This is a genomic window from Micromonospora sp. NPDC049903, from assembly GCF_044460945.1.
GTDB lineage: Bacteria > Actinomycetota > Actinomycetes > Mycobacteriales > Micromonosporaceae > Micromonospora.
On record NZ_JBITKL010000001.1, the window covers coordinates 712982 to 729077 of the forward strand.

The window sequence follows — 16096 nt, forward strand, 5'->3', positions numbered from 1 at the left end:
AGGGCCCCCGGACGTTCCGGGAGGGCTTTCAGGGCGTGCAAGATCGGAGACCCCTGTGGTTACTCCTGTGTTTTCTGCCCCCGTCGACTCGTCCGACGTTGAGGACGGGGCGCTGCAGCAGACTGGCGATGAGCAGCCCGATAGCGCTGCAGCCGAGATCACTCCGGTCAAGCTGAGCGTCGGCGGGGAAGAGCCGCTGACGATCGTCAACTTCCGCAAGGAGCTGCCCGAAGCGACCTCGGCGAGGACTCGCGGGGTCTTTGTTCGTGCCGCCGAGGGCGCTGGGCTGCTGGATGAGGACGGACGGCATGCCGTCGCCCGCGCCCTAGTCAGCCCGGAGACGGCCGGTCAGCTCATCAAGGGCGGTTTGCTGGTCACCGAGACGGTCGAGACGGCGACGCTGTCACAGGTCACTGGCCACGTGTGGACCAGCGAGCTATGGCCGCTGCTGCAGCCGCGCACCGAGGCCGAGTCGCTCACGGTCAAGCGTCCGCACATCAGCGGCGTGCTCGATGAGAACAAGGAGCCGCTCGCCGAGCTGGTGCTGACCTTCGAGGATCGGCAGCATCTGGCCAACTACATGTACCAGACCATCACGCATACCCGGCGCACCGGTAACGACTACGCGCCCTCGATCCTGGCGCGCCGGGTTGGCCGGCCGGTGCTCGCCCATGTGGTCCGGCTCGAGTTCGAGGACGGCTCCCAGCCGTTCACCGTGCTCGCCGTGCGGGACGGGCTCACCCGGCTGGTGTCGGCTGCCGCCGCCAGGATCGGCTCCAAGGCGACGCCGGACGACGTGGCCCAGCACATGATCAGTGAACTCATGGCGGAGGCACCCCCGCGGGCGGGTAAGGCGAGTGACGCCTCTCAAGATCACGCCCGAGGGCGCGATCGGATCGCGAGTGAGCTGCGGGCCCGGTTCGCGGCTGGTGTTGTTGGTGACATGCCCACGGAAGATTCCGTGCGCATCGGGCAGACCTTCACTATGCCTGCGCAGATCTACGTCGACGTGCAGGCCACGGCGACCGTCATGCTGCCCGCCGACGAGGTGTTCTCCGAGGCGATCCGGGCCGTCGTGGGTTCCATCCACACCGAATTCCGTAGCTGGGACCCCGCCGCCCAAGCCGTCGACGTCGGGGAACGCGCGCTCATGCGGGCCCAGCATGCCGGCAAGCTCGATCCCGACGTGGTGAAGCTCGCCATGGGCCGCCTCGGCCCCGAGCAGGTCAGCCGGATCTTCGGGGATGCCCGCATCCCGGACACGGCGCTGTGGCGCGCCGTGTATCTAGTACACGCGCTCACCCAGCCGGAGGCCTTCGCCGGGATCAAGGAGCAGCTCCGCTCCCTGCTGGGCCTGACCAACATCCAGGGCAAGCGCTTCGTCAGCTACCTTGGGCCCCTAGTCGATGTACCCTGGCGCACCGCCAAGGCCCGCAGCCTGCAGCAGGCCCGCAAGGCCTGGTCCGGCGGCGGCCCCATCCCGCACAGGCTCCTCGGCGCCGAGTGGGAACCGATCCCCACGGACCACTTCCTGTCCCTGGTGCCGAAGGCCATGAATGGCGACATCAACGCTCGGCGCACCCTGCAGGTCGCCGGGGGCATCGCTCTGGTCGCCGACCGCCTCCTCGCCAGCAACATCGGCAGCGCCCTGCAGTCCGGTGTCGTTCCGTTCCGAGCCAACCCCAACGACATCGTGGACAGTCTGGGCGCTCACGGCAACGAAGTCGGCCTGTACCAGCTCGCCTACGCCGCGCAGACCTTCGACGCAGGGCGGCCGGCCGTCAACGCCTTCAGCGAGCGTGACTTCAAGGACGTCCAGGATGTGATCGACGCCTACACCGTCCCGGCCGTCGACCCGGGCAACCCCAGCCAGATCCGCGAGGACGGTACCGGCCAGCCGGTAAAGCTCACCCAGTATGAAGTCGTCCGCCTTTCCGACCCGGAACGGGCCGCCAAGGCTGCGGCCGAGGCGGGGCAGGCCGACAGCGGCTTCACCATGCCACAGAGTGAAGAGGCAAACGCGCAGAAGCTGCGGGAGAGCCTCATCTCGACTCTCGGATCCGCCCAGGAGATCCTCAGGCGGCTCCTCCAACCGGCTGAGAGCGTCGGAGCCATGGGTCCAGCGCTGGGTAATCGTGACGACTGGGCAGAGCTCCAGCGACGCGCCCAGAAGATCAGCGCAATCATCACCATGAACGAACCGCACCCGGAAGACGACCTCGTCGCTGAAAACGCCGACGACGAAGACGAGTACGCGGGAGGCGAGGAGGACTTCTAACCGCGACCGGTGTCCCGGGGCTTGGGCGACAGCCCAAGCCCCGGGATTTCCCGCGGTGAAACTCACGGTCTCGGAAGGGCTGCCTTCTCGCTGCCTCTGTGCCGGAGGGATGATCGGCGGAAACGAATCAAGTCCCCTCCGCGGAGGGGACTTGACCTGTGTTACCTCAAGGACGGCGCGGTGAGCGCCTGGTCGCCTTCTACGCCTGCCTGTACTTTGCGGCGCTACGACCGAGTGAGGCGCTGGGCCTGCGGGAGCGGGACTGCCACCTTCAGGAGAAGGGCTGGGACTGCTGACGCTGGAGAAGTCCCGGCATGCGGCAGGGAAGCGGTACACCGACAGTGGCGAGGTGCACGACGACCGGGGATTCAAGCATCGCGGCGAGGCAGAGGCGCGGGAAGTGCCGATCCCGCCGGAGCTGGTGGCGATCCTGCGGACACACATCGACCGCTTCGGCGTGGACGCCGACGGGCGCTGTCCGCAGCGGGCGGGGCAACGTGGTGGCGTCCTCGACGTACTCCCGAGTGTGGGAGGAGGCGCGGCGATTCAGCCTGCCACCGGAGCGGGTGGCTTCTTCCCTGGGTGGTCGGCCGTACGACCTGCGGCACGCCGGGTCTCACTGTGGCTTAACGCCGGTCTGCCAGCTCCGGAGGCCGCAGAGCGAGCCGGCCACTCGGTCTACGTGCTGCTCAAGGTCTACGCCAAGTGCCTCGACGGGGACCGCAGCCGGATGAACGAGCGCATCAAGAAGGCGCTCAACTGATGACGCCGCAACGTACCCGGAACTCTGCGAGCCAGCCGCGCACCTGTTCATCGTCATGCAGGTACGTTTCACCCGGCCCGTGGCGCAGATCGATGCCGGAAAGCATCCCGAGTGCCCACCAGATCGTCTCATCAACCTCTGCGTACTCCAGGCTCTGCATAGCCCGGGTTGCCCAACGGTCAACCTCGTCGCGCGACTGGCTGCCGTCGAGGATGGCTGTAAACCGGGCCTCAACGTCGGCGCGGCTGGGCGGTGTCGGCTAGCCGATCATCAGGACCATGATCCTGCCAAACAGCCCGCGCTTGCTGGCACCCTCGGAAGAACCGCTGAGCTGGGCAGACAGCCTTGCTGATGCATCCAAGATCATTGCACGTATTTTGCCCGGAGGGCGGCAAACGGCGGCTTCGGGTGGTGCCCGGCTGCACACCTCGGCGAATCGACGGGGAAGCGTATCCGCAGGCAAGAAGGCATTTGGGCTGATCTTCGAGGTGCCCCCGGCAGGATTCGAACCTGCGACACACGGTTTAGGAAACCGATGCTCTATCCCCTGAGCTACGAGGGCGCGAGTGGCCAGTCTAGCGACCTGCGGGGCACCACTGGATGGCAGGGAGTGGCCCGCGTTGACCTGCGCCACCCTGGCCGGTCGGACTGACACCGCGCCGCCGCGCACGTCAGCGCCGCCCTGTGGCTGGCACGCACGCCGCGCTGGCCCGAAGATCGTTGATCTTGACGAGCCCCGGCGGACCCGGTTGGCGTCGCGGAGTCGAGACGGGCCGGAGGGGATCACAACCGCAGGGCGCGTCCTCAGTCGGCGCTGCCTCGATGGTGACGATGCGCCATGGGCGGCTGCCGCCGGCTGCGGTGCAGGTCCTGGACAAGCCGTGGTGATCGGCCCCGAGCGACCTGCGAACAGCGGGTAGCTCAGCCTCACCACGAAGTAGTTCACATACTCAAGCACACCGAACAGCCAGATTCCGACCACCAGGGCACTTATGGCGAGGGAGTCCGGGAACCATACGAGCACCCCGACCAGACCGCCGGCCAGGATGGCCACATCGACCACGCGAAACACGCGATACACGGCCGCGAGCCCGCGCGGCATGTGGCCCGTCCCGATCCAGCGACGCGCGAGCAGCCAGTACGCCCCGCCTTGAATCAGGATCAGCAGGAGCGGAACGAGCGCGGACCACAGAGCGCGTACATCTGTCGGGTCTGCAAATCGTGATGTGACCCGCCATGCCACTACGGCGAAGACCACAACGGAAACGAGTTCCCCGCTGCCGATACTTGCATACCGCTGCCGCATCTTCTCGTACTGCTGGGAGGACACGCGTCGAGTATGCGCTGCATCGCGAGTCCCCCAGCGAACAGCCCACCGACCGGCGAGCGACGGACCACGGACCACGGACGACGAACGACCGACGGAACAGGATCAGCTGACCGGGCTGATCCGGCGGGGACCACGGATCACATAGGCGCTCACACCGGTCACCGCGAGTATCCCTGCGGTCACCAGGGCCGCGACGCTGTCCGCCGGTTGGCCCGCCCAGGTGAGCAGGTACAGCGCGAACGGCTCCGGGACGGCCGGGATGGCGGCCGACACGCAACCCACGACCACCGGCAGCGTCCAGACCAGTCGCCGCCCGAACAACACCACCGCCGCGGCGGCGAGCCCGACGAAACCGGCCGCGTCCCGCAGGACGATGCCGACCGGCGCCGTCGTCACGGCCGTCACCACGGCGGATGCGACCACGAAGATCGCGGCCAGGTGCAGCGCTCGGCGTGGGGCCCACCGGATCGCCGCGGTCGCGTCCAGGGTGCCGTCCGGCCCGCCGAGGCCGTACCCGAGAACGGCCGTGCCCAGTGCCAGGGCGAGAGCGGCGGTCGTCACGGCGTGGCTGGGGTGGGTCTGTGCGGCGCCGAACCAGGCGAGGAGGGCCATCGCCGGCACCGCGAACAGCAACCCTCCCGGCACCTCACGCGAGCGCAGGAACAGCAGCGCGGGCGTCACCGGTCGGCTCCGACGCCGAGGGCGGCGGCCTGGTCACCGCAGGTCAGGCCGGCAGCGCGTACGGCGGCGACCCGGCGTACCTGCTCGTCGGCGGGCAACGCGGTGAAGGTCTGCCACATCTGCTCGCGAACGGCCTGTTCCTCCCCGAAGAGGCTCTGACCGGGCACCGGGTGACTGCCGTGGAGCCAGGCGGCTGCCACGGATCGGGCGCGCAGCACGTCGAGGTACGCGTCGTCGTCGGCGCGGACGCAGAGCGGTGTACCGGCACCGGCCAGGATGCGGGCGGTCAGCTCGGCGGGATCGTCGGTGGCACCGAGGTTGTCGGTGTCCACCCACGCCTCGGAGGCCGGCTGTGCACGGCCGAGGCCGGGTGCGGCCTCGTGGACCGAGGTCGGCGCGTCCGGCAGCTTGGCCAGCAGGCCCAATGCTTCCCGGGCCGGTGCGACGAGAGCGGGTAGCTCCCGGCTGTGGGCTGCGGTGACACAGACCCGTGGCCCGTCGTCGGTGGTGCAGACCTCGACGACGGCGGCCGGGTCGACCGGGAACGCCTCTTCCAGGGGAACAGTCAGCATCGGTGCGGCGAGTGCCAGTCCGAGTGCCGGTGGGGCGACGGCGAGCAGCCGTACCAGCGGGTTCCTCGCGAGGAACAGCACCAGTCCCCCGGCGGCCAGCCCGCCGAACCACCAGGCCTGGCCCGCGCTCACCACGCCGGCGACCATCTCGAACTCGGAGATCGTGGTGGTGAAGAAGGGCAGCAGGAGGGCTGCCCTGGGGTCCGTGGCCTCGCTGGGCCGGGTCAGCTCGATCGCCGCGAGAAGTGCGGCGAGACCACCCACACCCAGGACCGCAGGGGTGTACGCGTACGGCAGCAGCCGGCCCACGCCGAGGCCGAGCCAGCCGGCGGCGACCAGGGCCAGTACGCCGACCAGCGTCACCGCCGGCCAGCCGGTGCCCGGGTACCCGGCGGTGGCCGCGACCTTCGGTGCCCCGCCGAGCAGCACGAGCAGGAAACCGACAGCTAGGCAGGCCGCCGTGACCACGGCGAACGGGCCGGTGCGCCGCCAGCGGGGAGCCGGTGTGGTGCCGAGCAGTTCCTCGATCCGGTGGCGTCGGTCCCGACCGGCCTGCCAGGCACCGGCCGCCAGCGCCAGCGGCCAGAGGATCACCAGCATGATGCGCTGGAAGACGGCGAGGAGGTTCCACTGCTGGTCCCAGAGGGCGGTCTGCCCGGTGAACGCGAGCACGTAGAGTCCGGCCACGCCGAGCGCGGCGGTCACGGCACCCGCGAGAAGCGCGTCGGAACGGCGCAGCTCGATCCGGAGGATGCGGTTCACGGCGCCACCACCAGTCCGGCGCGGTGCCGCCCGATCAGCGCCGAGTAGCCGCGTTCGATCGGGCTGTCCCCGGCGTCGTCGGGACCGCCGGCCGCCGCGATGTCGTCCGGCGTGCCGTGGAACACGATCCGGCCGGCGTCGGCGAGTACGACGCTGGTGCAGGCGGCGGCGACGTCCTCGACGAGGTGGGTCGAGACGACGACGCAGGAGCGTTCGCCGAGGTCACGCAGCAGGGCCCGGAAGTCGAGCCGCTGCTGTGGGTCGAGGCCCACGGTCGGCTCGTCGAGCAGCAGCAGGTCCGGCTCGTTCACGATCGCCTGGGCGATGCCGGCCCGTCGCAGCATGCCACCGGAGAGCGCCTTCATCCGTGAGTCGGCCCGGTCGGTCAGACCGACCCGCTCGATCGCGTGGCGTACGGCACGGCGACGTCGGCCGCCGGGTACGTCCTTGATCCACGCCATGTACTCGACGAACTCCGACACGGTGAAGCGCGGGTAGTAGCCGAACTCCTGGGGCAGGTAGCCCAGGCCGCGCCGCACCGCTCGCAGGTCGGGCCGCGCATCCATCGACTGGCCTTGCAACCGGAGCCGACCCGCGTACGGGGGCAGCACGGTGGCCAGCGCCCGGATCAGGGTGGTCTTGCCGGCGCCGTTCGGGCCGAGCAGCCCGTGGACGCCGGGACCCAGGTCCAGGTCGACGCCGTCGACGGCCACGTACCGGCCCGTTCTCACTCGCAAGCTCTCGGCCTGCACTGTCGTTGCCACGATCTTCTCCGCTCGTCTGTTCGGTGCGGTTTCGATCGTGCGACGGCAAGGCGGGGACATACCTCGGCCGTGCTACCGAGCGACCCTGCGGGGAGTCGGCCGAAAGAACTACGCCGCCCGGACGCCGGTGTCGTACCGTGGCCTTCCGTGCTGGTCATCTTCCCTGGTCCTCGCAGGTCACAGCGGGTGACGGCGGGTCTGCTCGCCGTCGTGGCGGCTGCCCTCGTCGTGCTCGAAGGGCTGGACGGCCCCACCCTGCCCGCCACGCTCGGCCTGATCGTCAGCGGGCTGCTCGCGGTCGCCGTGGTGCTATTGGCCGAGGCCCGCCCGATCGCACTCGCCGTGGCGGCGGTGGTGTCTCTCACGGTCTCGGCCGCCTTCGGGCTCGTGCCGACCCTGCGCCCGGAGCACACGTTCGGCATCGTGGAACTCGCCGTGCTCTCGGTGGCGGTGATCCGCCTGGTCATGCAACATCCGATCCGGCGCGCGGCAGGTCCGGCCGCCCTAGCGATCCTCGCGATCGCCGTGCTGCCGACCCGGGTCCTGCTCCATCCGGTCAACGCGGGAACGATGTCGCAGTACGGTGACGTGCTCGTCGTCGCGCTGACCGCCTGGGTGCTGTTCCTGGCGCTGCTCGGCCTCTATCTGCGCCTGCTGGAGCGCCGCCGGGCCGACCTGGACCGGCTGGCCCGGCAGGCGGAACGCATGGACCACGCCCGCGACCTGCACGACTACGTCGCCCATCACGTGACCGCGATCGTCGCGCAGACGCGCGCCATCCGATTCGTCACGAGTTCCGGTGCCGCGCCGTCCGCCGAGGATCTCGACGAACTGCTGGCCGGTGTCGAACAGGCCGGCGGTCAGGCGCTCACCTCGATGCGTACGCTCGTCGGCATCCTGCGCGACGAGACGTCGGCGCCCGCGCCCGCCCACGGCACACTTGACGAGATGCTCACCGCTGTCACCAGCACTCTGCCGCCCGGACACCCCACGCCGACCGTCTCCGTCGACGAGGCGCTGGCGCACCGGGCCTTGCCGGACGCCACCCTCGATGCGGCACATCACACCGTGTTGGAAGCGCTGACCAACGTGCTGCGCCACACCACCGAGGCGACGCGAATCGACATCCGGATCCGAGTCCAGGCCGACCGGCCCGATCTCGCCGAGGTGTCGATCCGTAACGACGGAAAGCCGGCCGGTTCGCCGTTGCCGGCCGGTGGCTTCGGCCTGACCGGCCTCGGCGAGCGGGTACGGGCTGCGGGAGGCGAACTCTCGGCCGGGCCGGTCGAGTCAGAATGGCAGGTCACCGCGACCCTCCCGATCGACGACCGGCCTTCGGGCAGCCGACGCCGGTTCCGCCCGTTCAGGCCCGAGGCCGGGGCCGAAGCGAAGGAGATCGCATGACCATCCGGCTCCTGCTCGCCGACGACCAGGACATGATCCGTACGGCGTTCCGCATGATCCTGACCACCCAGCCGGATATCGAGGTGGTGGCCGAGGCGGCGGACGGCGAGGCCGCCGTGGACCAGGCCCGCCGGTTGCGCCCCGACGTGTGCCTGCTCGACATCCGGATGCCGAAGCTCGACGGCCTGGAAGCGACCCGGCTGCTGGCCGGGCCGGCCGTCCGGAACCCGCTCAACGTCCTCATCGTCACCACCTTCGACCTCGACGAGTACGTGTACCGGGCGCTCCGCAACGGCGCCTGCGGATTCCTGCTCAAGGACACCTCACCCAACCTGCTGGTGGAGGCGGTCCGCGCGGCCGCCGCCGGGACCTCGCTGATCTCGCCGGCAGTGACCGTGCGTCTGCTGTCGCACCTGGCGCCGCGCCGGGGGGACGAACCCGAGACACCCGAGGCGCCGCCCACCGAGCCGCTCACCGAACGCGAACTGGCGGTGGTCCGACTCGTGGCGCACGGGAACACCAACGACGAGATCGCCGGACGGCTCTTCGTGACGCTGTCGACGGTCAAGACGCACCTGGCCAACGTGCAGCGCAAACTCGCCGTCCGCAACCGCGTCGAGATCGCCGCCTGGGCGTGGCGCAACGACGTCTGCTCCCCGCTCTGACCGCGTCCACTCTCTGACGTCGATGCGGCGAAACGTCCGCACCGGCCGGGCGAACGCCCGGTCAGCCGACCGCGCTGATGGCGGCCTGCTGCCCGTACGGTGCGAGGAAGACCTTGTCGGCGGTGCCGGACCGCTGCTCGGCCAGGGCCGCCGGCAGCTCGTCCAGCCCGAAGAAGGCCGGGTTCAGGCGTTCCAGCGGCAACGCGGAGAGCAGCCCCACCGCCCGCTGGTGGGTGTACGGGTTGATCAACGCGCCGATGATCGTCAACTCGCGGGAGAAGATCTCGTTCGGTCGGATGCGCGCCTCGTCCTCGGGATGGGCGACCCCGAAGACCAGGATCCGCCCGCCCCGCGACGCCATCGCCATCGCGTCGCGCAGGATCCGCGACGACCCGACGGCGTCGACGACGTACGGGAATCCGAACCCCCCGGTCAACGCCCGGGCCGCCGTCTCCGTCTCCGGGTCGGTCGGGTCGAACGCCGCGTGTGCCCCCATCGCCAACGCCAACCTGCGCCGATCCGCCCGGGGGTCCATCGCCACCACCGGCGCGCAGCCGGCGGATCGGGCCAGCGCCACCATCATCGCTCCGGCCGGACCGGCGCCGTAGACCAGCACCGGCAGGCCGGAGACCGGCGCCAGCCGGTCCATCCCGTGTACGCAGCAGGCCAGCGGCTCGGTCAGGGCACCGATCCATGGCAGCGTCCCCGCCGGCAGCCGGTACGCGATCCGCGCCGGCACGATCTGCCGTCGGGTCATCCCGCCGTCCAACCGCACCCCGTAGCCACGACGGTGGTCGCAGAGGTGCTCCTGGCCGAGCCGACAGTACGCACAGGCGGTGCAGTAGCGGTGCGGCTCGACGGTCACCAGGTCACCGACGTCGATCCCGTCGACGTCGGCCCCGAGCTCGGTGACCCGACCGCAGACCTCGTGACCGAGCACGACCGGCCGGGCGGCGGGGAAGGAGCCCGCCACGATGTGGCCGTCGGTGCCGCAGACCCCGACCGCCAGCGGGGCGAGCGCCACCTCGTCCGGCAGCAGGTCACGGGCGGGCACCTGGTCCAGCCGCACGTCACCCGGACCGTGGAACCGCACCGCCGCCGTACTGCCGCGACCGGTCGTCGACACGGTGTCAGAGACTGTCATGCAACAGCTCCTTGAGCCGGCGGATGTGCGCCAACGCGGCCTCGGCCGCGCCGTCCGCGTCACCGGCGCAGATCGCCTCGAAGATGGCCTGGTGCTCGTCGACGGCGAGCAGCATGCCGCCCTGGACGCTGGTGGAACGCATCGCCAGCCGGACCCGGCCCTGCACCCCGTCGAGCATCTGGGCGAGCACCGGACTCTGCGCGGCCAGCCGGATCTCCCGGTGGAACGCCGCGTCCAACTCCAGGTGCTGGGCCAGGTCACCGGCCTCGGCGGCAGCCCGATGCGCGGTCAGCAGACCGAGCAGCGTACGCCGCAGTGCCGGGGTGTACCGCTCGGCGGCGAGCCGGGCCGCCGCCCACTCCAGGGCCTCCCGCGCCTCGTAGAGGCTGACCAGCTCGGCCCCGCCGATCCGGGCGACGACCGCGCCCCGGTTCATGGTCTCGCTGGCCAGGCCTTCCTGGACCAGCCGGACGACGGCGTCGCGCACCGGGCTGCGGCTGACCGAGAACTCCTCGGCCAACGCCGGGACACTGAGCCGGGCCCCGGGCCGCAGCTCACCGGAGATGATCCGGTCGCGGACCGTCCGATAGATGACCTCCCCGGCTCGCACCGCCTCCTCGGCGGGTGGCCGGGCCGGCGCCTCGGCGGCGGTGCGCTGCTGCGCGGGGATCGACGTGGACGGCACAGGTGACCTCACTCGGTGGACGTCCCGACCGACCCGGTGCCGGCCGTGGCGGTGGACGCGGCGGCCAGGAAACCCGTGGCGAAACGGTGGTAGGTGGCCGCCACCGCAGCGACGGCGTCCGGGCGGGCGACCGCGCCGGAGAGCAGTCCGCGCATCGCGTCCCACCAGATGCTACGGCCGATGGCGAAACCGGTGAAGCCGCCCGCCGCCGCCTCACGCAGCCACCCGTCCACCGTCTCCACCGGAGCGTTGGCGCCCAACAGGATGCACTCGCCGCCGGTGGCGGCGGCCAGGTCGGCGGCGGCGCGGTAGTGCCCGACCTCGGCGAGATGCTCCAACTTCCACACGTCGACCGGGAACGCCTGCGACAGCTCCGTCATCCCACGCAGGATCAGCTCGGGGCGCAGCTTACGGTCGAAGGCGGCAGTGTCGCCGTCGACCGCCGCGAGCTGCTCGGACGTCGGCGGCACCAGGAGTTCGACCAGGAACCGGCCACCCGCGTCGTGGACCGCCGTGGCCACCTCGGCCAACCGGTCCCGCTGCACGGCGTTGCCCTCGCGGTCGCCGTCCACGTTGTACCGGATGAGCACCTTGGGCAGCGTGGGCGAGTGGTGACGCAGGAACGCGGGCAGGTCCGCCGGCTCGGTCTCGTAGACGTCGAGGCCACCGCGCTCCACCGGCATGCTCAGGGCGACCCGGTTGGCGTGGGCCCGTTCCGGCACACCCGGCCCGAGCAGGTCGTCGACCAGCACCGCAGCGTGTTCCCGCAGCTCGGGTGCATCGGCCAGAGCGGAGAGCAGTCCGTCGAGGACCATGTGCTTGCCGTCGGCGATGGTGGCCCGCTCGGTGACGGTGGCGACACCGGTGTGCCCGTAAAGGGCCTTGGTCAACCAGGGGCGCTGGTCCATGGCGAGGATCAGCAGACTCATCGGGCTTCCTCCGTGACGATGCAGGGCTTGACGTAGTCGCCGGCGACGAACTGGGCGAACGCCCCGGGCAGTTCGGCGAGGGGCAGCGGGTGGGTCAGGGTGTCGCGCAGGGTGCCGCCGACCGCCCGCAGCAGCGCCCAGTTCTCCTCGACCTCGCTGACCGGGAAGTAGAACGAACGCACCGTGAAGCAGTCCGTGCGCCGCCACCGGGGCGTCGCCGGCATGGTGTACGGCTCGTTCGACTCGCCGAGCGCCACCACCGTGCCGCCGGGGGTCACCACCCGCTGAGCGGTCTCCCGGGCGGCAGCCGCCCCGGAGACCTCGACCACGAGGTCGTACTGGTTCTCCCGGCTCAGCTCCTCGGCGGTGGTGGGGACGGCGCCGAGCCGCTCGGCGGTGGCCAGCCGGCCGGGGTGCGGGTCGTACGCGTGCACCTCGCCGACGCCCAGCAGCGGTGCCACGGCGACCACACCCAGCCCCAGCGGGCCGGCCCCCACCACCAGAGCCCGGTCGACGTCAACGACCCGGGTACGCCGGGCCAGCCTCAGCGCGTGCGCGGCGGTGCCGACGGTGTCCAGGCCGAGCACGGCGACGTCCAACGCGACGTCGTCGGGGACCGGCAGCACGCAGCGGGCCGGCACGTCCACGTGCTCGGCGAACCCGCCGTCGCGTTGCCACCCGATCAGCTCCCCCAGGGCCAGGCACTGGTTGGTCGCCCCGGCCCGGCAGCGGACGCACTCGCCGCAGTACACGGGGATGTAGACGATGGCCCGGGTGCCGGTCGGCACGTCCGCGCCCTCGCCCACCTCGACGACCGTGCCGCCGATCTCGTGGCCGGGCACCACCGGCGAGCCCGCGGCGAGCAGCCGCTTGTCCGACCCGCAGAGCGCGCAGACGTCGACCCGCAGCCGCACCTCGCCCGGTGCGACCGGGCCGAGCGACACCTGCTCGAAGTCGATCCGCCCGTCACCGGTGAACCGGGCCCGGGAACTGGTCGTGCTCACTTGACCGCACCTCCGGTGATGCCCCGGACCAGCCAGCGCTGCGCGAAGATGGTGAGCAGCAGCGCGGGGGCCGAGATCAGTGTGCTGGCGGCCATCAGGCCACCGAAGTCGTTCGATCCCTGGCCGATGAAGTTGAACGCGATGACGGTCAGCGGCAGCGTCTCGTTGTTCGCCAGGGCCAGCGCGAACAGGAAGTAGTTCCAGGAGAAGACGAAGCTGAGCGTCAGCGCCACTGACAGCCCCGGCAGGGCCAGCGGCAGGGCGATCCGGGTGAACCGCTGCCAGGCGTTCGCGCCGTCGATGAGCGTCGACTCCTCGATGCTGATCGGGATCTCCTCGAAGAAGGGGATCAGCAGCCAGATGCAGAGCGGCATCGTGATGATCAGGTGCGCGACGATCAGCAGCCCGTAGTTCAGCACCGTGTTCGACGGCGCGTCGATGCGTACCGACAGGACGAAGAGCGGCAGCACGAACAACACGCCGGGGGCCATCCGGGCCAGCAGGGTGAGGAATCCCAGACCGGGCAGGTTGCGGCGGACCACGACGTAGGCCGCGGGCACCCCCAGCAGCAGGCCGAGCAGGGTCGAGCCACCGGCGACGATGAAGCTGTTGACGATGTAGCGACCGAAGTCGAACCGCTCGAACAGGGCGGTGTAGTTCTCCAGGGTCAAGGCCGACCCGATGGCGAAGATCGAGCCGGTGATGTCGATGTTGCGCCGCAGCGAGGACCAGAGCATGAACAGCACCGGACCGAAGAAGATCACGGTGAAGACGGCGTACGCCGCGTAGACACCGAGGCGACGGCGGCGGGACTGACGTGCGGTGTCGGCGTTGGCCACGGTGCTCACTTCGCCTCCCGGGAACGCAGCCAGGTGAAGAGCCCGGCGATGCCGATCACCAGGACGAGCAGCGTGATCTGCAACGCCGCCGCGTAGCTGGGAGCCTGGTCGATGAAGGCGGCCCGGTAGCCGTAGACGTTCAGGGTGTTCGTCGAGTTCACCGGACCTCCCTGGGTCATGATGTAGACGGTGTCGAAGAACCGGACCAGGTCCACGGTGCGCAGCAGGATCGCCACGGTCAGCACCGGGCGCAACAGCGGCAGGCCGATGTGCCAGGCGGTCCGCCACGCGCTCGCCCCGTCGATCGCGGCGGCCTCGAACGGCTCCTCCGGCAGCGCCCGGATCCCCGCCGAGATGATCAGCGCCATGAACGGCGTCCACTGCCAGATGTCGACAAGCGCGATGGACCACGGCGCGATGCTCGGGTCACCGAGCCAGATCACCGGGTCGATACCGACCGCGCCGAGGATCTGGTTGGCCGCACCGAGCGTAGGATCCATGATCAGCAGCCACAGCAGACCGACCGCCACACTCGCGGTGATCGCCGGGATGAGCATCATCCCCTGGAAGATCCGCCGGCCGGGCACGTCGAGGCTCATCACGTACCCGAGCACCAGGCCGAGCAGCGTCTCGACGAGGAGACAGACGACGAAGAGGAAGATCGTCACCCGCAGCGAGTTCCAGAACTCGGGGGTGGCCAGCATCTCCCGGTAGTTGCCGAAGCCGAGCAGCCCGGCATTGGTGCCGTCGGGCCGCCGGTCGGTGATCGACAACCACAGGGTGTAGACGATCGGCACCAGCACCAGGGCGCCGGTGGCGAGCAGCGCCGGCAGGACGAACGGCATGATGCCCCGCGCGGTCGGATCGACCCGCCGCCGACGGCGCTGCCGTGGTGCTGGAGGCGACGCCCCCCGCTCCGGCTTACCGGAGCGGGAGACGTCCGACGGACTTGTGGTGACCACTACGTCATCCCTCGTTCTTGGCCAACTGCGGGGCGAGACCGTCCTGGATCTGCTTGGCCGCCTCGGCGGCCGAGGCCCGATCCAGGATCGCCAGGCCGACCGCGTCGCCGATGATCTTGCGCATCTCCGGCGCCGCCACCCCGACCGGACCGACCTCGGTGGAGCCGGTGGTCTGCGCCGAGGTCAGCACCTCGTTCCACTCCTTGAGCAGATCGGTGTCGAGCGAGGCGGTGTACGCCTCCGAAGCCGCCACCGAGGTGCGCGGCGGAGCGATGCCCGACTCGGTCAGCTTCTGCTGGACCTCGGCGCTGGTCGCCCACTCGACGAACTTCCAGGCGGCGTCCTTCTTCTGCGAGAACGACGAGACCGCCAGCCCCCAGGAGAGGATCGTGGTGCGGGAACCGGCCTCCCCGGCGGGGAACGCCACCACGCCCAGGTCGTCGGCGACCTTCGAGCTGCCCGGGTCGGTGATGCTGCTGACCTCGTTGCTCGACTCCAGCATCATCGCCGCGTTGCCGGCGGCCATCAGCGCCGACGACTGGGTGAAGGTGTTGTTGACCACTCCGTCCGGGCCGTACTCGCGGGCCAGGGTGGCGTACTGGTCGATCGCCTCGACCGCCCGCGGGTCGTCGAAGTTGGGCGTGACCTTGTCCTCCTTGGTCCACTCCACCCCACGCGCGTGCAGGAACGGACCGAAGGTGAACGGCAGCGCCGTCGACTGCCCCCGCAACGCGATCGGAGTGACCGCGCCGTTCGAGCGGTCCTTGATCGCCGCCGCAGTACTGGTCAGCTCCGCCAACGTGGTCGGCGGAGTGAGGTTGTACTGCTGGAACAGGTCCTTGCGGTAGTAGAGCACCACGGCCTCGACGTTGATCGGCGCGGCGATCTGCTTGCCGTCGACGGTCATGCCGGCCCGTACCGCCTCGGGAAAGTCCTCGACGTTGTAGTCGGCGGCACCGGAGACGTACGAGTCCAGCGGCTCGTAGTAGTTCGACCGGGCAAACTGCGGCCCCTCCCGGGAGGGCAGTGCCATGAACACGTCCATGGCGGAGCTGCGCGACTGGAGGTTGAGCTGCACCTTGTCGCGCATCTGCTGCTCGGCGAAGGTCTGCACCCGCACCTTCATCCCCGACTCGCGCTCGAAGTCGCCGATCAGCGGCTCGATCGCCCGCTGCCAGGGGTGGTTGGACATGATGAGGTTGATCTCGTCGGACGCTCCGGCGGAGTCGCCCCCGCCACAGCCGACGAGGAGCCCGCCGGTCATGACCAGAGCGACCCCGGCGGTGAGGTATCTGCGCATGTCTTCCCTTCCGT

General features: G+C 70.3%; 16 protein-coding genes and 1 tRNA gene. 5 read left to right on the top strand and 12 right to left on the bottom strand.

The window, feature by feature from the left end; all coding sequences use genetic code 11:
- Positions 1-67: 67 nt before the first annotated feature.
- The 3 genes from ACIBO1_RS02870 to ACIBO1_RS02880 all read left to right on the top strand — a co-directional run bounded on the left by ACIBO1_RS02870 (position 68) and on the right by ACIBO1_RS02880 (position 3041).
- Entirely contained in the window at positions 68-2278 is a 2211-nt protein-coding gene (locus tag ACIBO1_RS02870) for a hypothetical protein (protein WP_396740951.1), read from the top strand.
- Positions 2279-2436: 158 nt separating this feature from the next.
- On the top strand, positions 2437-2574 hold the full coding sequence (locus ACIBO1_RS02875; protein WP_396740953.1) for a hypothetical protein: 138 nt from the start codon (positions 2437-2439) through the stop codon (positions 2572-2574).
- A gap of 53 nt (positions 2575-2627) precedes the next feature.
- Positions 2628-3041, top strand: coding sequence for a hypothetical protein (locus ACIBO1_RS02880; protein WP_396740955.1), 414 nt, complete (start codon positions 2628-2630; stop codon positions 3039-3041).
- Here the strand turns inward: ACIBO1_RS02880 and ACIBO1_RS02885 are convergent.
- The 5 genes from ACIBO1_RS02885 to ACIBO1_RS02905 form a co-directional block, all read right to left on the bottom strand.
- Positions 3034-3255: a hypothetical protein gene (locus ACIBO1_RS02885; protein WP_396741494.1), complete on the bottom strand. Its 222-nt coding sequence runs from the start codon at positions 3253-3255 to the stop codon at positions 3034-3036. The genes ACIBO1_RS02880 and ACIBO1_RS02885 overlap by 8 nt on opposite strands.
- Positions 3256-3530: 275 nt before the next feature.
- A tRNA-Arg gene (locus ACIBO1_RS02890) sits at positions 3531-3603 on the bottom strand.
- 870 nt (positions 3604-4473) lie between these two features.
- A complete protein-coding gene (locus tag ACIBO1_RS02895) occupies positions 4474-5052 on the bottom strand; it encodes a hypothetical protein (protein WP_396740957.1) in 579 nt (192 codons plus the stop codon).
- The gene (locus ACIBO1_RS02900) at positions 5049-6386 is read right to left on the bottom strand and encodes a hypothetical protein (protein WP_396740959.1); all 1338 of its coding nucleotides are present in this window, start codon (positions 6384-6386) and stop codon (positions 5049-5051) included. Before ACIBO1_RS02900 ends, ACIBO1_RS02895 begins: the two co-directional genes overlap by 4 nt.
- Positions 6383-7150 carry an ABC transporter ATP-binding protein gene (locus ACIBO1_RS02905; protein ID WP_396740961.1) on the bottom strand — a complete coding sequence of 256 codons (768 nt, stop codon included), beginning with the start codon at positions 7148-7150 and terminating at the stop codon, positions 6383-6385. Before ACIBO1_RS02905 ends, ACIBO1_RS02900 begins: the two co-directional genes overlap by 4 nt.
- A 147-nt stretch (positions 7151-7297) precedes the next feature.
- Between ACIBO1_RS02905 and ACIBO1_RS02910 the strand changes: the two genes are divergently transcribed.
- The gene (locus tag ACIBO1_RS02910) at positions 7298-8554 is read left to right on the top strand and encodes a sensor histidine kinase (RefSeq protein WP_396740963.1); all 1257 of its coding nucleotides are present in this window, start codon (positions 7298-7300) and stop codon (positions 8552-8554) included.
- A complete protein-coding gene (locus tag ACIBO1_RS02915; RefSeq protein WP_396740965.1) occupies positions 8551-9219 on the top strand; it encodes a response regulator in 669 nt (222 codons plus the stop codon). Before ACIBO1_RS02910 ends, ACIBO1_RS02915 begins: the two co-directional genes overlap by 4 nt.
- 61 nt (positions 9220-9280) lie before the next feature.
- Here ACIBO1_RS02915 and ACIBO1_RS02920 read toward each other — a convergent pair whose 3' ends face one another.
- The 7 genes from ACIBO1_RS02920 to ACIBO1_RS02950 are packed head-to-tail and all read right to left on the bottom strand — an operon-like array spanning position 9281 to position 16082.
- A complete protein-coding gene (locus ACIBO1_RS02920) occupies positions 9281-10363 on the bottom strand; it encodes an alcohol dehydrogenase catalytic domain-containing protein (protein WP_396740966.1) in 1083 nt (360 codons plus the stop codon).
- Positions 10350-11048, bottom strand: coding sequence for a GntR family transcriptional regulator (locus ACIBO1_RS02925; RefSeq protein ID WP_396740967.1), 699 nt, complete (start codon positions 11046-11048; stop codon positions 10350-10352). The genes ACIBO1_RS02920 and ACIBO1_RS02925 overlap by 14 nt, the downstream gene beginning before the upstream one ends.
- A gap of 8 nt (positions 11049-11056) precedes the next feature.
- Positions 11057-11977, bottom strand: coding sequence for a 2-deoxy-5-keto-D-gluconate 6-phosphate aldolase domain-containing protein (locus tag ACIBO1_RS02930; RefSeq protein ID WP_396740968.1), 921 nt, complete (start codon positions 11975-11977; stop codon positions 11057-11059).
- Positions 11974-12981, bottom strand: a complete 1008-nt coding sequence (locus tag ACIBO1_RS02935; RefSeq protein WP_396740969.1) for an alcohol dehydrogenase catalytic domain-containing protein — start codon at positions 12979-12981, stop codon at positions 11974-11976. Before ACIBO1_RS02935 ends, ACIBO1_RS02930 begins: the two co-directional genes overlap by 4 nt.
- Complete coding sequence (locus ACIBO1_RS02940; RefSeq protein ID WP_396740970.1) at positions 12978-13829, bottom strand: carbohydrate ABC transporter permease; 852 nt, start codon at positions 13827-13829, stop codon at positions 12978-12980. Before ACIBO1_RS02940 ends, ACIBO1_RS02935 begins: the two co-directional genes overlap by 4 nt.
- Entirely contained in the window at positions 13826-14782 is a 957-nt protein-coding gene (locus ACIBO1_RS02945; protein WP_396692247.1) for a carbohydrate ABC transporter permease, read from the bottom strand. Before ACIBO1_RS02945 ends, ACIBO1_RS02940 begins: the two co-directional genes overlap by 4 nt.
- A gap of 4 nt (positions 14783-14786) precedes the next feature.
- Positions 14787-16082, bottom strand: a complete 1296-nt coding sequence (locus tag ACIBO1_RS02950) for an ABC transporter substrate-binding protein (RefSeq protein ID WP_396740971.1) — start codon at positions 16080-16082, stop codon at positions 14787-14789.
- Positions 16083-16096 lie beyond the last annotated feature (14 nt).

Coding starts and splice junctions, on each gene's coding strand:
- ACIBO1_RS02915 (WP_396740965.1), top strand. CDS start 8,551: ATGACCATCCGGCTCCTGCTCGCCGACGACCAGGACATGATCCGTACG.
- ACIBO1_RS02920 (WP_396740966.1), bottom strand. CDS start 10,363: ATGACAGTCTCTGACACCGTGTCGACGACCGGTCGCGGCAGTACGGCG.
- ACIBO1_RS02930 (WP_396740968.1), bottom strand. CDS start 11,977: ATGAGTCTGCTGATCCTCGCCATGGACCAGCGCCCCTGGTTGACCAAG.
- ACIBO1_RS02950 (WP_396740971.1), bottom strand. CDS start 16,082: ATGCGCAGATACCTCACCGCCGGGGTCGCTCTGGTCATGACCGGCGGG.